At 65.7% G+C, this 24182-nt stretch carries 15 protein-coding genes; all 15 read left to right on the top strand.

Translation table 11 applies throughout. The features are described 5' to 3' along the window. The first annotated feature begins 223 nt into the window (after positions 1-223). The 15 genes from VGO04_RS28955 (at position 224) to VGO04_RS29025 (ending at position 24170) form a co-directional block, all read left to right on the top strand. On the top strand, positions 224-1489 hold the full coding sequence (locus tag VGO04_RS28955) for a DUF4255 domain-containing protein (RefSeq protein ID WP_327499412.1): 1266 nt from the start codon (positions 224-226) through the stop codon (positions 1487-1489). Beyond that, positions 1486-3366: an ATP-binding protein gene (locus VGO04_RS28960; protein ID WP_327499413.1), complete on the top strand. Its 1881-nt coding sequence runs from the start codon at positions 1486-1488 to the stop codon at positions 3364-3366. The genes VGO04_RS28955 and VGO04_RS28960 overlap by 4 nt, the downstream gene beginning before the upstream one ends. Further along, the gene (locus VGO04_RS28965; protein ID WP_327499414.1) at positions 3363-3647 is read left to right on the top strand and encodes a hypothetical protein; all 285 of its coding nucleotides are present in this window, start codon (positions 3363-3365) and stop codon (positions 3645-3647) included. Before VGO04_RS28960 ends, VGO04_RS28965 begins: the two co-directional genes overlap by 4 nt. Then, positions 3647-5296: an eCIS core domain-containing protein gene (locus VGO04_RS28970; protein ID WP_327499415.1), complete on the top strand. Its 1650-nt coding sequence runs from the start codon at positions 3647-3649 to the stop codon at positions 5294-5296. The genes VGO04_RS28965 and VGO04_RS28970 overlap by 1 nt, the downstream gene beginning before the upstream one ends. 70 nt (positions 5297-5366) lie before the next feature. Beyond that, a complete protein-coding gene (locus VGO04_RS28975) occupies positions 5367-9242 on the top strand; it encodes a DUF4157 domain-containing protein (protein WP_327499416.1) in 3876 nt (1291 codons plus the stop codon). Positions 9243-9303: 61 nt separating this feature from the next. Continuing rightward, a complete protein-coding gene (locus VGO04_RS28980) occupies positions 9304-9951 on the top strand; it encodes a hypothetical protein (protein ID WP_327499417.1) in 648 nt (215 codons plus the stop codon). A 9-nt stretch (positions 9952-9960) separates the two neighbouring features. After that, positions 9961-10269: a hypothetical protein gene (locus VGO04_RS28985; RefSeq protein WP_327499418.1), complete on the top strand. Its 309-nt coding sequence runs from the start codon at positions 9961-9963 to the stop codon at positions 10267-10269. Then, positions 10266-11438, top strand: coding sequence for a hypothetical protein (locus VGO04_RS28990; RefSeq protein ID WP_327499419.1), 1173 nt, complete (start codon positions 10266-10268; stop codon positions 11436-11438). The genes VGO04_RS28985 and VGO04_RS28990 overlap by 4 nt, the downstream gene beginning before the upstream one ends. After that, positions 11435-11947, top strand: a complete 513-nt coding sequence (locus VGO04_RS28995) for a phage baseplate assembly protein V (protein WP_327499420.1) — start codon at positions 11435-11437, stop codon at positions 11945-11947. Before VGO04_RS28990 ends, VGO04_RS28995 begins: the two co-directional genes overlap by 4 nt. After that, positions 11944-12276: a hypothetical protein gene (locus VGO04_RS29000; RefSeq protein ID WP_327499421.1), complete on the top strand. Its 333-nt coding sequence runs from the start codon at positions 11944-11946 to the stop codon at positions 12274-12276. The genes VGO04_RS28995 and VGO04_RS29000 overlap by 4 nt, the downstream gene beginning before the upstream one ends. Continuing rightward, positions 12273-12632 carry a GPW/gp25 family protein gene (locus tag VGO04_RS29005; RefSeq protein WP_327499422.1) on the top strand — a complete coding sequence of 120 codons (360 nt, stop codon included), beginning with the start codon at positions 12273-12275 and terminating at the stop codon, positions 12630-12632. Before VGO04_RS29000 ends, VGO04_RS29005 begins: the two co-directional genes overlap by 4 nt. Beyond that, the gene (locus VGO04_RS29010) at positions 12629-15133 is read left to right on the top strand and encodes a hypothetical protein (RefSeq protein ID WP_327499423.1); all 2505 of its coding nucleotides are present in this window, start codon (positions 12629-12631) and stop codon (positions 15131-15133) included. The genes VGO04_RS29005 and VGO04_RS29010 overlap by 4 nt, the downstream gene beginning before the upstream one ends. A 2-nt stretch (positions 15134-15135) precedes the next feature. Further along, entirely contained in the window at positions 15136-18222 is a 3087-nt protein-coding gene (locus tag VGO04_RS29015; protein ID WP_327499424.1) for a putative baseplate assembly protein, read from the top strand. Continuing rightward, entirely contained in the window at positions 18215-20425 is a 2211-nt protein-coding gene (locus VGO04_RS29020; protein ID WP_327499425.1) for a hypothetical protein, read from the top strand. Before VGO04_RS29015 ends, VGO04_RS29020 begins: the two co-directional genes overlap by 8 nt. A gap of 10 nt (positions 20426-20435) precedes the next feature. Beyond that, positions 20436-24170, top strand: a complete 3735-nt coding sequence (locus VGO04_RS29025; protein WP_327499426.1) for a DUF6519 domain-containing protein — start codon at positions 20436-20438, stop codon at positions 24168-24170. Positions 24171-24182 lie beyond the last annotated feature (12 nt).

A 24182-nucleotide genomic window follows, 5' to 3' on the forward strand; every position in this document is an offset into this window, starting at 1 on the left:
CGTTGCTGCCCCACGAGGACACGGCGCCGAGGCGGGCCGTGGAGCCCCCGCAAGGTAAGGGCACCCTCCGGACTGCGACGCCGCAGCAGTCGCCCGCGGTCGAGGTCCATATCGGCACAATCGAAGTGGTGATGGACCCGCCACGCGCCATCCACCCAGCCCCGGCAACGCCCCGCAATCGGGGGATCAGCCTCGACGACTTTCTCGACGGGACAGGTGGGCGATGAGCAATCCGCTGGCCATATCCACCGTCAGCGCGGCCTTTCTCCGGCGTATTCTCTCGGCGGCCAACGCAGCCGTGCCCAATGCCAAGGTGCGGCTGGGCGCGCCGACAGCCAAGCTCGCCGAGGATGCAGCGCCGCTGGTCAATCTTCATCTCTACCGGGTCGAGCCCAATGCCGCGCATGCCAACGATCACCTGCCAACGCGCGGTGCTACCGGGCAGATGCGCGGCCCCAGCAAGCTGGCGCTCAACCTCCATTACGTCATGAGCTTCTATGGCAATCACGATACGTTCGAGCCCGACCTGATGCTGGGCGAAGTGATGCTGGCACTGGAGCACGAGCCCCTGCTCAGCAAGGCCACGATCCGCAACGCCATAGACGACAACGAAGAGCTGGAGGATAGCGATCTCGAAGCAGCGCTCGCCCGGCTGCGGGTGACCCGCCAGTTGATGACGATCGACGACTTCTCGAAGATCTGGTCCATCTTCTACCAGGTGCCCTATGCGCTGTCGCTGTCCTACGAGGTCAACCATGTGGTGATCGAGACCTCGGACCGACCGCCGATTGCGACCCCCGTGGCCCATCCCGGCCTCTGGGTTTCTCCGGTGTCGACGCTCCGGCTCGACGCAGCCGGAACCGCGCCCGCTAGCAGCATACCCCCGGTCTGGGGCAGTTCCCTGCATGTCGCGGGGAGGGGTTTGAGCAAGCCTGGGCTCGAGCTCGAAGTGGACGGCGGCGGCCTTGTCATGACCGGTGTGACGCAATCCGAGACGACGCTGACGGTGCCCCTCGATGCGCCCACTTTCGGTGGGGCGGAGCTGACCGTTGGCGTTCACAGGCTCCAGGCGATCGTGCCGAAGATCCGCGCCGATCAGCCGGATCACCTGCGGACCCGCTCCAACGCACTGGCTTTCGCGCTTAGCCCCGCGATCACCGTCGGCGCGATCAGTGCGCCACCTGGCGGCGCCACCGCGACCGGGACCGTCGATATCGGCTTTACCCCGTCGATCCTGTCGGATCAGGCAGTCCGGTTGCTTCTCGATGACCGCAACCCGGCCACGCCGGCACAGGTCGTTCTGCCTGGGCGTATCCCCGTGGCGGGCGGGCCGAATGCCGCTTCGCTCACCTTCTCCTTCGTCAGCCTGCCGCGCGGCGACTATCTCGTTCGGGCGGATGTCGACGGGCTTCTGAGCCCCGTCACGCTCGACAGAACCCCAGGCAGCGCCACCTATGGCCAGATCACCGGCCCGGAGCTTTCGCTGTGAACGGCGCCGACCATATCGCCTCCTTGGCCGAGGCCTTCCCGGCCGTGCGGGCCTGGCTCGAACACGGCCCCACCGCCGACAACAAGCCTCCACGGACCGCCGCGTGTGAACTGGCCGAAACGTTTGGGCTGGACGCGTTCGGGCGCAACGTCCTGCTGCTCTGCGCCTATGTCACCCTGGAGCCGGACGGGCGTGACGTTGTCGCGCGGCTGCTGGACGATCCGCTTGTCTCGGCCCCAACAGTGGCGCTGGCGCTGGCGCGTCTGCCGGGCGCACATTGGCAGGGGTTGTCTGCCGAGGCGCCACTGCGTCGGGCGGGTCTCGTCCGGATCGAGGGCAACAACTCGCTGGTCGATGCGCGCCTGCGCCTGCCGGACACGGTCTTGCTGCGCCTTCTCGGCGCGCCGACGCTGGAGCCAGGCGCGGCCGCCGTGCTTCGCCGCATTCCCCGACCGACGTCGCTCGCCCCCAACCGCGCCACGCTGGCCCACGAGATCCGATCCCGCCTGTCGCTGCCGGACACACCGATGCTGCATCTGACCGGCGGCGACCCGGACGGCAAGCTTTGCGCCTTTGCCGAGGCTGCGGCAGCCATGGGCACCATCACCTATGCGCTCAACTCCCAACTTCTGCCCCAGACGCCTGCCGACCTGGTGGAATTCGCTGCCGGGCTCACGCGGGACATGACGCTTTGCGCCGCACGGCTGGTGCTGGTGCATGACGACATGGGTGAGACCCGGACCGCGCAGCTCTTTGCCGAAACCTACGGCGGTCCACTGGCAATAGCCTCGGCCGAGCCGATGCGGGTCGGTCATCGGTTGGCGCTGCGCCTGGAGATGCCGCGCCTGAAAGCCTCCGAACAGCTTGCCGTTTGGTACAGCGTTCTTGGAGATGACGACGCCGATCTGGTCCCGGCGCTGCCGCGCCTTGCCTCAGCCTTCCGCGTGGCCCCGGAAGTCGCACGCGTCATCGCCGCCGAGGTGTCGCTGGAAGACAACCGCGATCCGGCGCATCTGGCGGCCCGCGCCTGGGAGGCATGCCGTCGCGCCGCGCGCCCGCGCATGGACGACCTCGCCCACCGCGTGGCCTCGCCTGCGCACTGGGAAGACCTGATCCTGCCACCGCGCCAGAAGGACGTGCTCGACAGCATTGTCGCCCAGGTGCGCAACCGCGCGCAGGTTTACGAGGACTGGGGATTTGGCGTGCGGCTTCAGAACAAGGGGCTGGGCGTCTCGGCGCTGTTTTCAGGCCCGTCAGGGGCGGGAAAATCGATGGCGGGCGAGGTCATCGGCAACGCGCTCGAGCTTGATGTCTACCGCGTCGATCTTTCGGCGATGGTGTCGAAGTGGGTCGGCGAGACCGAGAAGAACCTGCGCCGTGTCTTCGATGCGGCCGAGGATGGCGGAGTGATCCTGCAATTCGACGAGGCCGATGCGCTGTTCGGTCGCCGGTCGGAGGTCAAGGACAGCCACGACCGCCACGCCAATATCGAGGTCAGCTACCTGCTGCAGCGGCTCGAAGCCTATCGCGGGCTCTGCATCCTGACCACCAACATGCGCGACAATATCGACGACGCCTTCCTGCGCCGCCTGCGTTTCATCGTCGATTTCCGGTTTCCCAATCTCGCCGAACGTCGGGCGATCTGGAGGCGGATCTTCCCGGACGCCCAACCTCTGGAAGAACTGGACTACGACAAGCTGGCGCAACTGAACCTGGCGGGTGGATCGATCCGCAACATCGCGCTCGGTGCGGCCTTCCTGGCGGCGGATCGGGGTTGCGCGGTGTCGATGGCCGAAATCCTTCAGGCGGCGCAGCTGGAGTACGACAAGGTTGGCCGGTCCATGACCGATGCCGAACGGGCAGGGTGGCTGCAATGACAACCGATCCACGCATCACCGTCAACATCGATCGCCTTCGCGTTCATGGGGCACGAGCAGGCGATGCGGCCGCGTTCGCCGAGGGGTTGAAGGCGGCTCTCAGAGCGCAGCTTGCCGCCAACCCTGGCGAACTGACCAGGCCAGGCGCGTTGAGCGGGCAAAGCGCGGATCATGTGCGCGTGAACCCGTCGCACGGACGCGGGCAGGGGCCGGCAGCACTCGGGCGCCTGACCGGCAACCAGATCGCAGGTGCGCTCACCCGCGCGAAAGGAGGTGGCTGATGTCCCTGCATACCGCTCTCCGCGCCCACCGCTCGATGCCTCGCGCTGCAGGCAACCGCGGTGGTGCGATCGGATCCGAACCCAGGATGCGGCTGCCTGGATCGCTGGGCGGCGTGCCCGGCACGTTGCAGCGCAAGCCGATGGTCGGTCCGGCAAACGACGTCTACGAGCGCGAAGCCGACCAAATCGCAGACACCGTCGCCATGGGCGGTGATGCACGGATGGTCACACCGACGGTCGCCGCTGCGGTCCAACGCGACGGAGCCGCGGTAGGGAATTCATCCGGCGCTGCCACCGCGGCCAAGGCGGTTTCCTCGGGTGGGCGCGGGCTCAGCCGATCCGAAACCGGCTTCTTCGCGCCGCGTTTCGGGCGAGATCTTTCGCATGTCCGCATCCATGAAGGTCCGCAAGTGGATGAGGCCGCCGCCACGATCGGTGCGCGCGCCTATGCCCTTGGCAACGACATTGCGCTCGCCTCGGGCGAGTACACCCCTGGGACCGCCGAAGGCCGACGCCTGATGGCGCATGAGTTGACGCATACCCTGCAGCAAACCTCCGGCGCACAGGCCATCCGCCGCGAACCGGATCGCGGGCGTAAGGCAACCGACTTCAAGAAAATCGAAATGGCCTTCAACGGCGAGGACCTGATCGTCTACGGCGATGGCGCTGAAATCATGCGCTATGGCTCCGATTCCGGTCGCCCGATCAAGATCACCGAAGAGGATGCGAAGGCCTGTGGCGCCGATGTCGATAACGACACCTACCTGAACGACCGGCGCTTCACCGGCATCAAGGACAAGGGGCCGATCCCTGAAGGGACCTATGCCTTTTCGCCGCCGGGCATCACCGAATTCTCGGCCGGAGAGCAGTGGGACCTTCTGGTTGGCGGCATCCTCGGCGAAGCGAGCGTCACGGTCCAGGGACAGGGCATGCATCCCGGCGATTGGGGAGCAGGGCGGGTACACCTCAATCCCGTCGCGGTCAGGCAAGGGCCATGTGGCAACGCCAAGGGACGAAGCGCGTTCTTCCTGCATGGCGGGCTGTTGCGCGGCAGTTCGGGCTGCATCGACATACAGACGAATTTCGACGAGCTGGCCGCGTTCCTTGGCGGCTATACGAGGCCGATCACGCTCAAGGTCGCCTATACCGACGCGGCGACCAGGGTCGGGTTCTGGACCGGGCTTGGCGGTGCGCTCGCCTATCAGGGGTTCCATTTCACCAGTCAGGGCACAGGTCTCGCTGGCGCCGAATTCTCGGGCGACAGGACACGTTTCGTCGCCTCGCTGCAGTATAACGCGCTCCTGGATTGGGCGGGCGGCGCGCTGACCGCCGGCATCCACGTCGATGTGCCGGTCGACGATCGCGACGCCTTTATCCGCGCGGGGCTGCGCGGCGGGGCCGAATACCGCGTGTATCGCAGCCTGTACGGACGGATCTTCGGCGGCGGTTACTACGAGTCTTCACGCGGCGAAACTCCGGCCGGCTTCGGGCTCCAGGCCGGCGGTGGGCTCGGCTATGATTTCGGTCCGGTTCAGATGGAGGTGCTCTACAATTTCCTGTCACCTTTGGGCGATGCGGACGCTACGACCGGGCAACCGGAACGCCAAAAGGCGCATCAGGTCCTGACCGGGATCGGCTTCGAATGGTAGCCCCGGGCGACATAAGGGCGCCTGCGCCCACGATCGCCCAAGGCGCTCGCCCTCATACTGGGTGGCCGCCATGCCCGTGAGTGTCGCCCACGCCGCCAAGCCGCCCGCCGTTGCCTTCTCGACGCCAGCGCAACGCAAGGCCGAGCCGTCGCCGGACATGGACGAAGCGCCTCGGCGCCTGCTTTCCTCGCTGACCTCAATACCTCCTGTCCGGCGCGTCTGTGCCGAATGCGGCGGAGAAGACGACGAGCACGAGATGCCGGTCATGCCGAAGCTCGAAGTCGGTCCGGTGGATGACCCGTTCGAGCGCGAGGCGGACGACATCGCCGGACGGGTCATGGCGTTGCGCGGACCGCAGGCCATTCAGACCGGCGGGATCGGCGAAGAGACGCCTGATGTCATGGCCCGCCGTGTCAGGCGGAAATGCGCGACCTGCGGCGGCGACGAGACGCCGGTCATGCCGAGGCTTTCGGTGGGACCGGTCGATCATCCGCACGAGACCGAAGCGGATGCTGTCGCTGAGACGGTCGTGGCTGGCCGCGCCGGCTCTGGTCTTCAGCGCCTGAGTGAGGATGACGAGCCGGAGGTGATGGCGCGCAGATCTGCCGTTCAACGCAAATGCGCCGCCTGCAGCGCTCGTGATGACGAGATGCCGGTAATGCCCCGCAGGTCCCGCGCCACGGTGCAGCGCGCGCCGGCGTCGCTGCTTGATCGCGAAACCCTGCATGACCTCGCCGAGATGCCGCGGATGCGGCCCGCCACTGCGGCCGGGACCGAACACATCGCCGCTTCGGCCGGTCAGCTCGAATCCGGTGGCAGCGCGCTCTCGCCCCAGACACGCAACTTCTTCGAAAGCCGTATGGGTCGCGACCTCTCGGCCGTGCGCATCCACCGCGGCAGCGCCTCGGACGCGCTGAATGACAGCATCTCGTCGCGCGCTTTTACCTTCCGCAACCACGTCTGGCTGGGTCGAAACGAAGCGGACACGCCGTCCTTCACCATGGCACACGAGTTGACACACGTGCTGCAGCAGACCCAGCCGGATGAGGTGCAGCCGAAGGTGCGCCGCGCCCCATCCGAGATCATCAGCGAAACGCTCTACTTCGGAGAGGACCCCCAAAAGACACCCACCCACGACCTCGTCGTTGCCGATGCGGTCAAGAAGAATGCAAAACTCATGGGTGAGGTAGCGGTGCCCAACGCGCAGCGCGACAAGGGCGCTGTGGACGACGGGTTTGGCTATGCCGACCTGGTCATCTCAGATCCCAACAAACTCTGGGGACTGCGGTTTGCGCCCTACACTGGCATTGGCAGCAGCACCGGGACAGGGACCGGAACTGGCGCTGGCGGGCCGACCGCGCTGCCGTGGTACGTCGTGTCGGACGGTGGCAAGAACGTCGTACCCAAGAGCCTGGGGTACGACGCAAGAAAGTCGCTTCACATCGGCGGCGCCGCCCTGAGACCGGGCGGAGGCTACGAGAAATACAGCACGGAATCGAGCCCTCGCTGGGCTACCACCGACTTCATTCGATCCGCACTCGATGCGCCCTCGAGCTACGAGATTGGCGACGTAAAATTCGCCGGTGACCGGGATCGCATGAGCGACGCGGAAAAACAGGTTGGCGACTACGCCACCGGTTTCAATGAAGCTGCCCGGCGCTACAACAAGACGGTGGAACAGAGCGAGGCCGTCAAGAATGGCACCGCGCCAGCCGGAACCCTGACCGGGTCGTCGCGAAGCAATTCGCTCGCCAGGACCAACTTCAGCGCCGCCAAGATGACGAGCTCGGCCAGCAGCGGCGACTTCATCCCTCTGGAAAGTGCATTGAGGCTGCGCCTCAACAAGTACAGCAAGACGATCCTTGGTCGTGACAAGTACGAGAACGTTACCGGGTTCACCTATACGGGGAAGTCCTATTACCGGCAGAAAAGCGGCGCCAAGTACCTGTGGGAGTATGTTTTCTGGCCAGATGAAATCAAGGAACAGGACACCAGCACATCCCGGTCCAACCGGCGCGACAAGCTGACCGAGGCGAGCCAGACCCTGTACGACCAGATGGTCTCTTCGCCGACGGGCAAGAAGGTCATGCCGCTTCGCCATGCCAATGCCCGCGTTCAACCCAAGAAGCCCAAAAAACCGCTGCCGCCACAGGAAGATCCGTTCCAGGCGCAGTACAACACCTGGAAGGAAAAACAGAGAACCTTCACCAGGACCTTTGCCGAATACACCAACATCAAGACCGGGACCGGTAAGGCGGACATCGCCAAGCTGGCCTTCGACACGGCGATCCAGAACACCGTCAAGCTGCTGGGTGGCACCGGTCCCGACGGTTCGCGACCGGTGCAGGACACAGCCGCGCTGACCAAGGCGCAAACCGAATTCAACCGTGCCGAACTCATGGAAGGGCGGTCGGGGCGGATGCTCGGGGCCATGCGCAAGACCTTTGGCGCGACCTTCGTCAAGGCGCTCAACATCTACCACCGGCTGAAGACCAAGTTCGAAAACTTCCTGGCGGGCGCGAAGAAGCGCACCAGCGGCGGCAAGATCGGCAAGGCGATCATGAAGGTCGGCGGCGTGATCTTCGGCGCCATCATCAAGGTCATGCTGCCGCAGGTTGGCGCCTATCTGGTCGACTGCGTCGAGGAAGGGTTCAAGTCGCTGCTGAAGTCGATGATCGGCGCCGATTTCAGCAAATACACCGACCCGATCGAAGGCGAGTTCGTCAAGAAGTATGAGGAAATCGCGGCCCAGATCGAAGCCAAGGTCGAAGAGGCCGCAGAAGCGATCAAGACCCGCTTCGGCAGCATCTATGAAGCCGTGATGGACACCTGGGAAGCTGCCAAGACATTGATCAGCATCGCCCGGCATGTGTTCAACGTCGCCCGCATCGCCTCCTGCGCCGCCGGCGGGCTCGAGACGGTGGGAATTTCCTGCGTCGTTGCCGGTGTGGACTACATCCTTTCGCTCTTCGACATCTCACCCAGCGAGTATCTGCTGTCGCATCTGTTGGGCTCGTGCGTCGCGCAGGACTTGATAAAGGAGTTCATCCTCGGTCGGGCAATCATCCAGAACCTGCCAAAGGAAATCGCCGAGACGATCCGCAGCCATCTCAAGGAGATTCTGCCGCCCGAGGTGAAGCCGCTGCTTTGCGATCATATCGGCGATGCGCCCGATCTGCCTGACGCGGCCGAGGTCCCGTGCGAGGACATCGACAATCCGGGCAGCGGACGGGGCGGCAGCGACCTCTCGAAACCGCCGCCGGGCTTCCCGCCGGGCATGAACGAGCGCCGAGCGACCCAGAAGGAAATCCGCGAACATGGTCGCCTGGGCACTGGAATCGTCGACAACGCCGGCAAGGTCGACCGCAGCAAACTGCCGGAAGAATTCCGCAAGTTGCTCGAACCGCAAGCACCGCCGCCGCCGGGCACTCCGGAGGTATGGGACCCACCAGACAAAAGCAGCCCGCCGACCGTCAAAAGCAGCCCACCCGCGGACAAGCAAACCGTACCCGACGCGGCAAAAGACAAGCCCGCGGGACAGGCCCCCGAGCAGAAGCCCGCAGGCGGCGCGACCGGCGGCGGTGGCGGCCAGCCTGGATCCGGGGGGCAAACGACCCAGTCCATTCGTCGTGGGCAAATCGCCGATCCGAGCGGGACGGTAACGGGCTATCACACAATCCTGCCAGGGCCTTCCGGTGGTTTCGCGCCAGGACGGGGCGACGCCAAGACCTTGTTCGACGTCTACCTCTACGTCCAGACGTCGGACTTGAAGACCTTCGGACCGCTGCCCATCCGGATCAAGGTCATCGAGGTGAGGCGCGACAAATCCGGCGACTGGATCAAGTACCTCCCGGACGGCCCCTATGTGCTGAAGAACGATACCGAAATCGAAATCGATCCGGCGGGCAGCGACGGGTTCTGGGCAAAGCTGAGTGCTGACAGATGAGACCGTTTCCCAAGAATGACTTCACTCGTTCCACGTCCGGCGTCTCAGATCGGAGCTTGCTATGACCGGTCTTACGATATCTCCCCAGGTCCAGAAGGGCGCCCTTGTCGGGCTTGATCTCTTCAACCCGCTCTCTTCGGTCGCGATCTTCCAGTACAACCCCGACCAGATCACCCGGTCGATCGCGCCGAACTACAGCCAGGCAGGCAACGGGCGGGCCGAACCGTTGCGGCTGGCCGGACCTCCCACCGAGACGATCAGCGCCAACCTCAAGATGGACCTGATCGACCAGATGGAAGAGGGCGAGAACGGACCTCTGGGCGGCGGCATTTCGGGCTACCTCGCAGCACTCGAGATGATGGTCTACCCCAAGACCATTGCCGTTGCGATCAACCAGGCGCTGATGCTGGCCGGAACCATGGAGGTGGTGCCGCCCGCAGCACCGCTGACACTTTTCATCTACGGCTGGAAGCGCGTGCTGCCGGTCAAGATCGAAAGCCTGTCGATTACCGAGACAGCCCACGACCCGGCGCTGAACCCGATCCGCGCCGACGTTGCGCTCTCGATGAAGGTGCTGACCTACAACGACCTGTCGATGACCAACCCGGGCTATTGGGCCTTTCTGACCCATCAGGTGGTCAAGGAGACACTCGCAACCGTCGCCAGCGTCAACAACATCGCCGATGTGGCGGGCAATCTGGAGATCTGAGAGGGCACGATGATCACGCCGACAAGCCGATACGCCCACGCGACCGAAGCCGAGTTCACCCGGCCTGACGGCAGTACGGTGCGCCACATCGTGCCGCCGATCCTGCCGCATCCCGAAGATCACACCGTCGCGCGCCAGCATCGCGTCACCGACAGCGACCGCGCCGACATCATCGCCGCGCAGACCTATGGCCAGGCGACCGCCTGGTGGATGATCGCCAACGCCAATTCCGCCGCACATCCCGACCAGCTGACCCAAGTGCCCGGCGCTCCGCTGGCCATTCCCATGCCGGATCTGAACGGAGGCAGGACCACGTGAGCGCCTTCGGCAACATCCTCGGCATCCGCGCCACCCTGCTTCTGGGCAAGGAAGCCGTCGTGCTGCCGGCGCCGCTCGAGGCGATGGAGGCGATCGAGGAGATCGAGGTGCGCCAGGCGATGAAGAAGGACTCAGGATTCAAGATCACGCTTTTGGCCGGACGCGAGGGCCCGCTTGGCGCGTTTGGACCGCCGTTCGTCAATAATCCGCTGTTCCAGCGCGGCGCGCGCGTGGTGGTGGTGGTCTGGAACGGGGTGTTGCCGACGCCGATCTTCGATGGAATGGTGACCAAGACCCAGTACATCCCGGGCGAAGGTTCGAATGAAGGCAAGTACCTCATGCTGGGTCGCGACCTGACCTTCGTCATGGACCGCGAACAAAAGCGCACCCAGCACCCGGCTCAGGACGAAACCATCATCATGAATGCCATGGCGCTGCAATACGCCACCTATGGCGTGATCCCGGTTATCATGCCGCCGCAGGTGATCGATCCGCCAATCCCGGTCGATCGCACGCCGCAGCAGACCTGTTCGGACCTTGCCTATGCCAAGAAAATGGCCAAGCGTCACGGCTACCAGGTGTTCATCGATCCCGGCCCGGTGCCGGGGATCAGCCAGCTCTATTTCGGCCCGGTGCCGCGTCCGGGCATGCCGCAGAAGCCGATTTCGGTCAACCTGGGGCCGATGTCGGACGCCTACGATGTCACGGTCAACCACGATGGCGAGACCCTGACGGCCGCGCGCGCCAAGGTGCACGACCGCTCTACCGGGCAGGTGGTGTCACTGGAAATTCCCACCTCGACCAACACGCCGCTCTCGGCGCTCTCGGAAGCGCTGACGCAGATGGGCAACACCAAGACCAAGGAGATCGAGACCTCGGGTCTCAACACCGCGCAGGTGCTCGCGCGGCTGATGGCGGAAGTGAACGAGCCGGCCGAAAGAGTGCTGGAGGTCTCCGGCACCATCGACAACACGCGCTACAACGCAGTGCTCAAACCCTACTACGCGGTCGATGTTCGCGGTCTCGGGATGATCTACAACGGCACCTATACGGTGTCCGAAGTCAGACACGTCCTCAAGCCCGGATCCTACACCCAGACGTTCGCACTTCAGCGCGACGGGCTCTATCCCATCCTGCCCGCAGTCGCACCGGAGGTATCGCCGATATGAGCTGCGCGGACGAAAAATACTTCGGCAAATACCGCGGCAAGGTCGAGCTCGCCATCGACCCCATGGGACTTGGCCGGGTCCAGGTCAGCGTGCCGGACGTGATGGGAGACGGCACGCTCGCCTGGGCCATGCCCTGTCTGCCCGGCGCGGGGCCGGGTGTCGGCATCTTCGCCATCCCACCGAAAGGCGCCAATGTCTGGGTCGAGTTCGAGCGCGGCGATACGGACTATCCGATCTGGTCGGGCGGGTTCTGGAATGCCGGGGACACGCCCGCGCCGATGGGGCCGACGCAGGCGCTGACGCGCGTCTGGAAGGGGGACAACTTCACGCTGAAGGTGCTCGACGCACCCGGTGTGGCCGAACTCACCCTCAGCGTGACCACAGCCACCGGCGAGGCCGTGCTGAAGGCCGGGGCGGCCGCGATGGAGCTGAGCTTTGCCGGTGCGACGGTCAAGCTTGCCGCCGATGGGGTCACGATCAACAACGGAAACCTGAAGGTGCTGCCATGACCACGCCGATCGTCACGCAGGGAACCGTCGCCAGCTGCCCACATTCGATCCCGATCACGATCGCTGCGACCGGCACGAAGCTGCTGATCGTCGGCACGCCAGCGGCGCTTATGGGCGACAAGGGCACGATTGCCGGTTGCCCCTTCACCACGCCGGAGCCCAAACCCCAGCCCTGCCTCATTGCCGAGTTCACCAAGGCTGCCACCAAGGTGCAGTCGGGTGGCACGCCGGTGCTGCTGGTCAACCCCGGCGACCTGTGCAAATCCGGCCAGATCCCCAACGGTCCGGTGGTCTGGTCCTCACCGCAAACCAAGGTCGTGGCGATATGACCTGGTTTTCCTTCCCCTACAGGATCTCGGCAGCCGGAACCACGGCCGAGGCCGACCGCGACCAGCAGATCCGGGACATGATCGAACAGGTGCTGTTCACGCGCCGGGGCGAACGCATCAACCGGCCGGAATTCGGCGCCGGACTGCACGAGATGCTGTTTTCGGAGAACGCGCCCGAGATTGCCGCCGCGGTCCAGCACATGGTCCAGGGCGCGCTTCAGCAATGGCTGGTCGAGGTGATCGAGTTGCGCGGCGTCAGGGTCGAGGCGGTGGACAGCCAGCTGCGCGTCACCGTTGTCTACAGCCGGCTCGGCGACGACGAGATCCGCCACGCCGTCGTGGAGGGCGCGATATGACGACGTGCAAGTGCCATTGCGGAACGTCGCTGCGCCGGCAGAGGGTCCTCGACAGCAACGTCGACATGGGCGGCGGGCTTGAAATCAACGGCATCGACTTCGTCGAAGTGCTGGATAGCCTCGCGCCGGCAGGCCTAGCGCAGAAACTGCTCGACGTCACCTTCCTCAAGCCCGACGGCGTTGCCGCACTCACCGAAGACAATTTTGCTGTCACGGGTGGAACGCGGATCAAGGGCATCAAGGTGCTGTCGTTGGCGTTGCAGCCGGACGGGCTGACCCAGCGGCTGACGCTCAACCAGGCGGGGGACTTCTCACCTTACGTGTTGTCGCTGCGGCAGGGACCGGTCAATGCCGCACCGCCCGCCAACATGGATCGCCAACTTTCGAGCGTGAGCTTCTCCTTCAAGGTCGAATGCCCCTCGGACTTCGATTGCGCCGACCCCGCACAACCCATGCCGCGGCGTCCTCAGGGGCCTCCGACCGACTACCTGACGCGAGACTTCTCTGGCTTCCGCACCATGATGCTCGATCGGATGTCCGCCACCATGGTCGACTGGTCCGAGCGCAACCCGGCGGACCTGGGCGTGACGCTGATCGAGGTGCTGGCCGATGCCGCCGACAAGGCGAGCTGGTTTCAGGACGCCGTGGGAACGGAAGCGTTCTTCGAGCGTACGCGTTTTCGACAGTCGCTGGTGCGCCACGCGCGACTGCTCGGCTACCGCCCGGGCGAGGGCTGCAATGCGCGCACCGCCGTCGCGGTGACGGCGGGCCTCGATCGGGACGGCGCGCCTGACGTGATTGCCCGCGGCACCAGGCTCCTGACCCGGCCCGAGGCCAGGGGGCAGGGGAGGCCTACCGTGGTGGCACCGGACGCCGAGTTGTTCGAGGACATGACCCGTCGCGGATCGATTGTGTTCGAGGCGTTGGAGCCGCTGAAGTCCTTGCGCGTTGCACGCAACGATGCGGGGTTCCACGATTGGGGTGACGAGGGTTGCTGCCTCAGGAAGGGCGCGACCTCGGCCTTCCTGACCAAGGCGCCCGGCGAACTCGACCTGGCCGCCGGCGATCTCTTGGTTCTGGAGGAGCGTATTCCCTTTGGCGGCAGCGCCGAGGATCCGCCCGATCCCACCCACCGTCAGGTCGTGCGCCTGTCGGAAGACCCAGCACCGGCCAGCGACCCGATCTTCGGACTTGCCCTGACGGAAGTGCGCTGGTTTGCCGAGGACGCGCTGCGGTTCGCCCTGCCCATCGGGACACTCAACGGGACACCGATGTCGGTGGCGCGTGGCAACGTTCTTTTGGTGGACGAAGGCCGCACCGTCGATCACGGAGACCCCGCGCCCGAGGACGCGATCGTGCTCGAAACTCTTCCTGCCGGTGGCCTTCTGCCGGACGATGGGCCGGGTCAGACGCCCCGCTATCGGCTGGCGGCCGAGCAGGTGGTACGCGCAGCGCCTTTCGATCCGGAATCCGCACGCGGTGCATCTGCCGCTTCGTCGCTCTTTCCGATCGCCGCACCGGTGGCGCAGGTCGCGCTCGTCGGCGACGGCGAGCTCTGGACGACGGTGCCCGATCTTCTGACGTCTGAACGTTTCGCGCCGCATGTGGCTGTGGAGCCCGGGACAGCACCTGGGGCGGCCTATATCCGCTTCGGCGACGGTGTGCTGGGTCGGCGCCCGACCGACGGAGCCACCTTCGTTGCGCGCATCCGCCACGGCGGTGGCCTGCGCGGAAACGTCGGGGCTGGCGCGATTGCCCATATCGTGACCGGCGACGGCAGCGGCATCGCCGCGCTGGATAATCCCGTGCCTGCCGCCGGCGGCACCGTGCCCGAACCGCGCACGGCCGTGCACGTCGCCGCGCCGCAGGCCTTGCGCGTGTCGCGGCGCGCGGTCACCGCGGCCGACTACGCCGAGGTCGCCGGCCGCCATCCCCGCGTCGCACGCGCCTTCGCTCGCCGCCGCTGGACCGGCAGCTGGCACACTGTGACACTGGCACTCGACCTTGTCGGTGGCGGCGAGGTAGACGCCGCAGTCGAGGCCGAGTTACGCGCCTTCATCGAAGACCACCGTCTGGCCGGCCACGATCTGGAATTCGTTTCGCCGGTCTTCGTGCCGCTCGACATCATCCTCTTTGTCTGTGCGTCGCCCGATGCCTATGCGTCGGACATCAATCGCGATCTTCTGGCGCTCTTTTCGGATCGAGATCTGCCAGATGGAACGCGCGGGCTCTTTCATCCCGATGTCCTGGAATTCGGGGCGGACGTCGCGCTGTCACCGATGATCGCCCGCGCCATGCGGATCGACGGTGTGTCCTGGATCGGCACCACCGACGAAAACAACGTGGCCGTGGGGCACTTCGCCCGGATGGATCAGCCCGGGGTGGACTACGCCGCCGAAGCGATCGTGCCGATCGCCAGCGCCGAGATTGCAAGGCTCGACAATGACCCGAGCCGTCCAGAGAACGGTCGGGTCCGCTTCATCGTCGGAGGAGGGCGCTAGTCATGGCCACGCGCGACAAGACCTCGCCCTGCGGCCGCACCGACCTCGGCCCGCATCGCCCTGCCAACCGTGCCGGGCTTTCGCAGCTGGATTATCGCATCACCACGCAGCCCGAGGCGTTGGCGCGGATGCTTCACCTGCTGCCGCGGCACGGGGTGACAGACCCAGAGACAGGAGCCGAGCTCCAGCCGCTCGAGGCGTTGCGGACCCGCGATCCGCGCGACCCGACGATCAGCATGCTCGGTGCCTGGGCCATGGCCTGCGACGTCGTCTCCTTCTACTCGGAGCGCATCGCCAACGAAGGCTTCATCGACACGGCCACCCAGCGCCGTTCCGTCCTCGAACTCGCGCGGATGATCGGCTACGAGCTCGCCCCCGGCGTGGCGTCCAGCACGCATCTGGCTTTCTCGGTAGAGGATGCGGACAATCCGTACCGCGTGGTTCAGATCGGCATCGGCGTGCAGGCCATGTCGATCCCGCACGAGAAGGGCAAGCTGCCCCAGATTTTCGAAACGGTGGAGGAGATCACCGCGCGCGCCGAATGGAACGACATTCACGCCCGAACCGAGCGGCCCCAGAACCTGGTGCTCTACAACAACCTCGGAAACGACGATGACGCCGCCAACGGCACGCTCTACCTCTTCGATCTCGACAACTCCTTCGACGACGCCACGCTGGCCGATCCGGACCTCGTCACCATTGCCGCCGAGGGTGAACTGGAACATTACCACCCGATGACCCGGCGGCTCGACCTGCCCGCCTCGCTCGCCAAGCGCATCGAGGATAACGAGACCAACGACGAGATCGATCCGGTGCTCTATGCGCTGCCTGTGAACGAGGTCTGCCTCACCGGGTTGGGTCTCAACCTGCGCAGGGGCACCCGGATGCTGGCGGTGGCCCAGGCGGCAAACGACGGCGCACCGGTCACGGCCATGCCGATGCGGGTGGTTTCCGTGACCGAAGACCGCGCTTTCGGCCTGACGAAAGTCGTGCTGACGCGCAGCGGCACCGCGCCCGAAAAGGTGCGCCGTGCGCCGCCTTTCCGGCTCGCAAAGCTGCTGATCGGCATCATGCCCTCGGCGCGCATCGCACTCGGGACCCAAGCGATCGAGACGCATGTGCGTGGTCGAACCTGGTCGGGCGACGGACTCTCGGCACTGGTGCAGTCCCAAGCCTGGCAGCGCGCCAAGATCATGACGCTGGTCCGCCTGCTTGTTCTGCCGCCGCCGGAAAAGGACGATGGCGAAGTGCCTGCACTGGGCCTTCATGTCATGCGCGACAGCTCCGGCTTCTTCGGCAACACCGCGCCGCTCTATGCCACGGTGAACTATGGCACCAAGGCCAATGGCGCCTACGACAAAGGCCCCTACACCTATAACTGGGATGGGGCCACAGGCGGGTCACCCAACACCATCTGGATGGACGGGATGGGTGCGAAATACATCGAAAATGGCGCCTCCCACGTCTACCTCGACCGCGAACTGAAGGAGCTACAGCCAAACGGCTGGGCGATCATCGAAAACGCCTCCGGCGGATCTCTGGGGTTGCGGGTCACCCACGCAGCGGCGGAATCGCGGGCAGACTACGCAATCACGGGCAAGACGACCGGCGTGGGGTTGCGAACCGCCAACAACGATACGATCGACCTCGGCGACGTCGGTTCGACCAATATCTACAATTCCTTCCTGTTCAGGGGCTCACAAATCCACGCGGTCAGCACGCACCTTCCGCTTGCCGGTGTGCCTCTGTCACCGGAACTGCCGCAGAAATCCGCCTCGGTCGAGCTGGACCGGCTCTATCTTGATCTCGAACGCGGACGGCCCGTCTCGCTTTCGGGCGCACGCAACGATGCAGAGGGGATCACCGGTCGCGAGACCCATATCATCGACGAGGTCCAGCATATCGACGGGATCACCCGCCTGCTGCTGACCGGAGAGACCGCATGGCCCTATGACCGCACCACAGTGCGCATCAACGCGAATGTGGCGCTTGCCACGCACGGCGAGGCGGCGGCCGAAGACCTCGGAAACGGCGACGCGCGGCTGACCTTCCAGACCTTCACGCTGAAAAAGCCACCACTCACCTACGTCTCTGCAGCCAACGAGACCGGTCGGGCCTCGACACTGCAAATCCGCGTCGACGGCGCGCTGTGGGACGAAGTGCCTGCGCTCGGACAAGCCGGGCCGGAGGATGCCGTCTACGAGGTTCGCCTGTCCGACGACGGCAAGGCGCATGTGCGGTTCGGCGACGGCCGGACCGGGCGTCGCCTGCCCACGGGGTCGCTGAACGTGAAGGCGCAGTACCGCAGCGGTATCGGCATTGCCGGCGAAGTGCCGGAAGAGGCGATCAGCCAACTCAGGACCCGGCCGCTCGGCGTGCGTGCCGTCGTAAACCCGTCGCCGGCGACAGGTTCGGCCGATCCCGAGACGCTGGATAGCGCGCGAGAAACCGCGCCGGGGACGGTGAAGACCCTCGGGCGCATCGTATCGCTGACCGACTACGCCGATTTTGCGCGCAGCTTTGCGGGCGTCGGCAAGGCGCAGGCGCGCGAACTTTGGTCGGGACAGAACAAGGTCATCCACGTCACGGTCGCGCCTGAGGCGGATGCCGAGCTGACGGTCAGCGATCCGCTGATATCGAATCTTGCGGATGCCATGGCCAAGGCACGCGATCCGTCGCGCCCGCTGATCCTGCAACCCTATGCGCGCCAGTTCTTCGCCGTCACGGCCAAGATCTATCCCGATCCGGCCTATCGGTCCGAGGATGTAACGCTCTGGGCGCGCCAGCAGATCGAGGCCCTTTTCGGCTATGACGCGCGCAAGCTCGCGCAATCGGTAAGCGCGGCCGAAATCATCGCAGCGCTCCATCGGGCGACGGGTGTCGTCTCGGTCGATCTCGATGCGCTCGAGGTGCTGCTCGACGGCTCTGCCACCGGCTCGGTTGCCGTGGAACTGTCTTCGGTGCTGCCCTCGCTTCCGGCCACGGGGCCGGGCCAGCGTGGGCAGCGCACCGATTTTGCACCGGCCCAATTGCTGACCGTTCTGCCGTCGGCTGTCACCCTGACGATCATGGAGGCCGCAGATGTATAACCGCGCACCCGGCAACCTGTTCGAGCGGCTGCCCAGCCATTTCCGCACCCGAGATGCCGAAGAAGGCCGCCCACTACAGGCGCTGATGGAGATCATGGCGCAGGAACTCGTCATCCTGGAGCGCGACATCGACCAGCTCTATGACGACTGGTTCGTGGAGACCTGCGAGCCCTGGGCGCTGCCCTATATCGCCGCTCTGGTCGGGGCGCGCCCGATGCGCGAGATCGGCTCGGATGAGGCCGGCCTTCTGCGCGGATACATCGCCAATGTCCTGCGCAACCGGCAGGCCAAGGGCACAGCCGCTGCAGTCGAGCAGGTGGCGCGTGAAGTGTCCGGATGGTCGGTGGTGGCGGTCGAGTTCTTCCAGCGACTTGCCACCTCGCAACACATGAACCATGTGCGGCTGGACGCGCCGGCCTTTGCAGATTTGCGTAACGCCGCGCGCTGCCGCGCCAGCCGGTCGCCATTCTCGACCATGGTGCATTCATCGGCTGCGGGGCAAGCGGACGCTTTTGCCGGGCGCTACAACATTCCGCACCTGGGGCTGTTCATCTGGCGACACGTGGCGGCGCCACTCTGGCCGGTGGAAAATCCGGACACAGGGTACCTCGGCGGCGCCGTGCCGCGCCCGGATGCGCCCGACCCCGGACTTTTGACCTTTGACCCGCTCGGCCGCGACATGCCGTTGGTCAACCGCCCGGCGGCCGATCTCAGCCTGGCTGCACGCATGAGCCCGCGCACGGTGCCCGCGCCGCTCACCCGCGACGAGGTCTTTGCCACCCTCAACGCCGCCCGCAGCCAGGGCGTCACTGCGGGCCGCTGGTTCGAGGAAGGCCCGCCGTTTCGGGTTCGCCTGGACGGCGCCGAGGTGCCGCCGGATAAGCTCTTCTGCTGTAATCTGGAGAAGGCCGGTGACGGCACTTGGCGGCGGCCCGCCGCCGGCGCCGTCATGGTCGACCCGGAACTTGGCCGGCTCTCGCTGCACGCCTCGGACGAGGGCAAGGCGGTGGAAACCGGATTTGCGATCGCACAGCCCTTCGACATCGGTGGTGGCGCCTATGACCGGCGCTCCAGTCTCGAGAAATGGCTCCCAGACCTCGTCATCCCCGGCGAGGCACCGCCCTTTCAGATCGGCGTGACCAAGGTGGCAGGCCATGTGACCGACGACCCGCTCAAGGGCGGGCCGGTCGTAGCCAGCCTGCGCGACGCGGTGGATCGCTGGAACGCTGAGGCAAGTGAGGGCGCGCGCGGGATCATCGCGGTGATGGACAACGCAACCCATGCCGAGGCGCTGACCGCCACCCATGCGATCACGTTGCCGAAAGGCGCGACGCTGGCCATCGTCGCTGCGGCCTGGCCGGTGGTGGAGGAGCCGGGAGGCGTGCGGCGCCGCTTTCCAGGCCAATTATCGCCGATGCACCGCCGCCCGCTGGTTCTTGCACCTGTGATGATAGACGCGGCCGACGCGGGCGATGACCCGGCCGGCTCGCTGGTGATCGACGGTCTGGTCATCAGTGGCAATCTTACCGCCAGGCCCGGAGGCGATCTCGGAGCGCTCAGGCTTTACAACTGCACGATCGGCGCCTCGGGCACGGCACTCGACCGTTCTGTGCGCGCCACCACCGAGAACGAGCGGATGAGCCTCGTGCTCGACCGCTGCATCGTCGGGAAGGTGGATCTGCCGCAAGCGACCGGTGGAATAGAGATCACCCGGTCGATTATTGGCGAGGATCAGACCGCGGGCGGCGGCGGGGCAGGGGCCGGCACCCTGGTCCTGCGCGTGCCGCTGATGGACATGAGTTGCAGCGGCAGCACCGTCCTTGGTCGTACCACCTGCCGCAGCCTGCAGGCAGAAAACAGCATCCTGACCGGGCAGATCACGGTCGAACACCGGCAAACTGGCTGCGTCCGGTTCTGCTATGCCGACGAAACCTCAGTCCTGCCGCGTCGATACCGCTGCGTGCCGCGCGCCAGTGACGATCCGAAGCCTCGACCGGTCTTCGTCTCGACCCGCTTCCAGGATCCCGAATTCGGGCTTCTCAGCCTGCGCACGCCCGAGGCCATCCTCGAAGGGGCCGAGGACGGCATGGAAATGGGCGTGGGTTACGCCAACCGCGACCCTGCCCGTCGCGCCAACATCCGAGATGCCGTCGAGGAATTCGCGCCGTTCGGCCTTGTTCCTGGCTTCATTTACATGAGTTAGGAGGCCTGCCATGACCGGCGATATTTCAAGAAAGACCTTTGATCCTGCCAAGGATTTCAGCCTCGTGGGGATGCAGCAGGGCCGCCTGTTCACCGATGCCGACTGGAACGAACAGGGCGAGATCCTGCGCGCCTCGGACCGGGAGACCGCGGCAGACATCATCGGCCCCGCAGGTTTTCCGGATGACGATGCGGGCTTCGGACTGATCCCGGATGCGGGGACCGGAACGCTCGTGATCACGCCGGGCACCGGCTATGTGGCGGGTGTGGGCCATGTGTTGCACTGGCCCGCCGCTTACGCGCTGACGCGCCAGTCGGGCGCGGGCGGCAACGCGGTCTGGCGCATCGACGACGGTCAAGGACTGGCCAACGACGACGTTCTGAGCACGGACCCGGCGGGCCTGACCGCCTTCGTCAAAGTGCGCAACTTCGCCATGGACGCCAACGGCGTGCGGACCTTCCGCACCACGCCCGCCCTCGGCGACGCTGTGACCGTCGCCTTCCGCCCGGCAAGCTTCGCCCGCCAGCTTTACGGCGCCGGCACGCCGCTTCCCGAGATCGCCGGCGACTACCTTGCCGTGCTCAAGTCCACGGATCAGATCGTGACCGCGCTCGACGAGACGCTGCTGCGCGAAGTTGCTTTCGATGGGCCGGACACGGCCTATCGCGAACGCACCATCTGGCAGGTCTCGCTGGTCTCGCGCACGGCGCTCCTGGCACTCGGATTCCAGGCCGCGGACCTGACCTGCCCGGCGCTCTCCAAGGGGTTCGATCCTGTTCTTGCTGGCCGACCGCGGGGCGTGATGCGTGCGCGGGCCGAGCTCTCCGACCTCAGTGCCGGTCCCTGCACCCTGCCGCCCGCGGCGGGCTATCGCAGTCTCGACAACCTGCTCTTCCGCGTCGAGATCCATCTGGGCGGCGACGAGGCTGCGGCGTTCTACAAATGGTCGCGTGAGAACGCCATCCACCGCACGCGCTACCGCGCGATCGACGCGGGCGTTTTGGTGGTGGAAAGCATCGGCCGGGATGAGGTGACGGCACTGAAGACCGGCGACTGGATCGAAATACGCGATCAGGCTGCGATCTATGGTGAAGCGCCGGGGTTCTTTGCCCGGATCGACGAGGTGGTGGGACAGCGCGTCTCGCTCGCCGAGCTGCGCGATCCGCTGACGCTGGCGCCACTGCTCAACAACGGTCTTCCAGACACCGACAAGCTTCCGACCGAGGCTTTCGTCACCCGCTGGGAAGGCGGGTTGCCGGTGCAGGTGGATGATGCCACGGGCGATTGGGGCGATCTGGAGAGCGGCGTTCAGATCCGGTTCGCGGCCGGTCAATACCAATCCGGAGATTACTGGACGATCCCGGCGCGCGCCGTGTCGGGCGATGTGGAATGGCCACGCAATCCGGTCACGGGCGAGCCGATGTCGAAACCGGCCCAAGGACCGCGGCGCAACTATGCCGCGCTCGCCTGGCTTGCGCTTGACGCGGCCGGCGCCTGGACGGTGACCGAAGACTGCCGCCCGCTTTTCCCGCCGATCACCCGGTCCAAGCAGGTGCTCTACGCCGGAGGTGACGGACAGGAGACGCTGGATGATCCGCTGAACGCGGCCGCCCTGGTGCCGTTGCCAAAGGAGCTTTCGGTGGCTGTGGTGCGGGGTCACAGCCCGATTGCGGGCGAGACCATCCGCTTCACCGTGGTGGAGGGTGCCGGGCAGTTCGCCAACGGCCAGCCGATCGAAGAAGCCACCACCGACGCCACTGGCGTTGCGTCGGTGGCCTGGAGCCTCGATGGCACGACCAGGGTCCAGCGCGCCTTTGCCCAGCGGCTGGATGCCGCGGGAACCCCGACCCATGCGCCAATCGCCTTCAACGCCACGCTGTCACGCGCCACGCATGTGAGCTTCGACCCGGCCAACACGCCCGCACTAGCGCAGGCCAATACGGTGCAAAAGGCCATCGAGGCGCTGGCGGGGCTTCAGCAGGTCGGGTGCACCACCATCGTCATCCAGCCGGGGCAGGACTGGGTCGCGCGGCTGGAAGCGTTGCAACCGGACGAGAACGCCTCGATCTGTTTCGCTCGCGGCACCTACACCACCGGGCGCACCGTGCGGATGAACAAGTTGGGGCATATCCGCGTCAGTGGCGCCGGGCCCGGAACCGTCCGGATCGTCGCCAACCGCACGGAGGCGGCACTCGCCTTCGAGGCATGCGCGAGCGTCGCGATCAGGGGCCTGGAATTTGCAACGCCCGACGCGAATACCGCCGTCGACCCCGCCCTGAAGGGCCATCGCCAGGGCACCCTCGACTTCGGTCATTGCGACGAGGTCGAGGTCCATGGCTGCACGCTGAGCTGCGGCGGCGGCACTTCGACCGAGCGCACCTGCATAACGGTTCGGGGCTACAGCGATACGCTGAAGACCCTGCAGGCGACGCAATCGGTGCGGATCACCGACAACAGCCTGACGGTCGGCAACCTCCAGGAGGGGATCGTCGTGACCGACGCTCTCGACGTCGACATATCCGGCAACCTCTTGAGCGCCAAGCCGGGCAGGGGTTCCCTCAACATCGACGCGTTCCTCTCGGACAAGGTCTGGTTGGCGGCAACCGCAAACAGCCTTATCTCCCGCCCCGCGAAGGGCAATGTCGGCCGGGGCACCGGCTTCAAGGAAATTGCCGCCAAGGAGTGGCGAATGACCTTCGACAGCCCCGTGCCGCAGAAGGATTGGGACGAGCTGGTCGCCAAGAACCCACCTGCGGCGGCGGACGTCCGGAACCAGGATACGTTCAGCCGCTGGGCGCAGGGTCTGCTCGCCGCGGTTGCCGAGGACCCCGACAGGATGCCGATCTTCCGCAAGCAGCTCCGGCGGGTGGGGGACTCGTTCGGCGCCAACGGCGAAAGGCTCAACGATCCGAAAGTGCGCACGACGTTGCTCGTCTCAAGCGATCCGGTCGTGCAGCGATTCGACGCGCGATCGGGTGCGGAGCGCCATGTCGTGGTCGAAGCCAACGGTCAGGTCGTCGCCTTCGACAGTGCCTTCAACCAGAAGGACTGGACCACGCTGATCTCCCGCAGCGGTGAGGCCACCAAGATCGCAAACGCGGACGAGCTGCTGGGGCTCAGCTACGCGATGGCGAAGAAGGCGCTTGTGGACAAGGAGCTCCGTGCCAATCTGGGTTCAATCCAGAATTGGCTGAAAGCGCTTGGGGAGAACTCGGCCAGCCTGGGGGCGCAGGGTATCGTCTGCGGTGGCCGGCGCATGGACAACGTTTCGATCCGCAGCAATGTGATACGCGGCTTCCAGGTGGGGGTGCGGGTGGCGGTGAGCCACATGCGCAGCTTGAACGTCAAGGCGAGATCGGTATCGATCGACGAGAACCGCATGGAGCTGATGGCGCCCAGTGCACAAGCCTATGCCGGCTACGGCGTGATGGTCGGCAATGTCGATACGCTGCGCATCCGAGGCAACGAGATGGCGCTGTCGAGCCGACCGAACTTCGCCAGGTACTTTGCGCAGGGCATCCGCATCTGGGGTTTCATCGGCCATCAGGTCCTGGTGGCGGAAAACCGGATCTCGATGGCGACGATGGGGATCCGTCTGGTCTCGGTCGTCAGGTTCGACAACAATGACCCGCATCTGTGGGTGTTCCGCGAAAACCTGATCGAGGGGCCAGCCGGTATCCGCAACTGGAAGGTGACGCCATCCTGGCCGTTGATCGACCAGAACAATCTGACGCGCAGCGTCTAAGGAGTGGCCCGA

It is taken from the genome of Ensifer sp., assembly GCF_035999185.1.
Taxonomy (GTDB): domain Bacteria; phylum Pseudomonadota; class Alphaproteobacteria; order Rhizobiales; family Rhizobiaceae; genus Ensifer.

What these genes read in the sequence shown, in the direction of transcription:
- VGO04_RS29005 (WP_327499422.1), top strand. Translation starts at nt 12,273, where the DNA reads ATGACCTGGTTTTCCTTCCCCTACAGGATCTCGGCAGCCGGAACCACG.
- VGO04_RS28965 (WP_327499414.1), top strand. Translation starts at nt 3,363, where the DNA reads ATGACAACCGATCCACGCATCACCGTCAACATCGATCGCCTTCGCGTT.
- VGO04_RS28955 (WP_327499412.1), top strand. Translation starts at nt 224, where the DNA reads ATGAGCAATCCGCTGGCCATATCCACCGTCAGCGCGGCCTTTCTCCGG.
- VGO04_RS28995 (WP_327499420.1), top strand. Translation starts at nt 11,435, where the DNA reads ATGAGCTGCGCGGACGAAAAATACTTCGGCAAATACCGCGGCAAGGTC.
- VGO04_RS28975 (WP_327499416.1), top strand. Translation starts at nt 5,367, where the DNA reads ATGCCCGTGAGTGTCGCCCACGCCGCCAAGCCGCCCGCCGTTGCCTTC.
- VGO04_RS29025 (WP_327499426.1), top strand. Translation starts at nt 20,436, where the DNA reads ATGACCGGCGATATTTCAAGAAAGACCTTTGATCCTGCCAAGGATTTC.
- VGO04_RS29020 (WP_327499425.1), top strand. Translation starts at nt 18,215, where the DNA reads ATGTATAACCGCGCACCCGGCAACCTGTTCGAGCGGCTGCCCAGCCAT.
- VGO04_RS28970 (WP_327499415.1), top strand. Translation starts at nt 3,647, where the DNA reads ATGTCCCTGCATACCGCTCTCCGCGCCCACCGCTCGATGCCTCGCGCT.
- VGO04_RS29015 (WP_327499424.1), top strand. Translation starts at nt 15,136, where the DNA reads ATGGCCACGCGCGACAAGACCTCGCCCTGCGGCCGCACCGACCTCGGC.
- VGO04_RS28980 (WP_327499417.1), top strand. Translation starts at nt 9,304, where the DNA reads ATGACCGGTCTTACGATATCTCCCCAGGTCCAGAAGGGCGCCCTTGTC.
- VGO04_RS29000 (WP_327499421.1), top strand. Translation starts at nt 11,944, where the DNA reads ATGACCACGCCGATCGTCACGCAGGGAACCGTCGCCAGCTGCCCACAT.
- VGO04_RS28985 (WP_327499418.1), top strand. Translation starts at nt 9,961, where the DNA reads ATGATCACGCCGACAAGCCGATACGCCCACGCGACCGAAGCCGAGTTC.
- VGO04_RS29010 (WP_327499423.1), top strand. Translation starts at nt 12,629, where the DNA reads ATGACGACGTGCAAGTGCCATTGCGGAACGTCGCTGCGCCGGCAGAGG.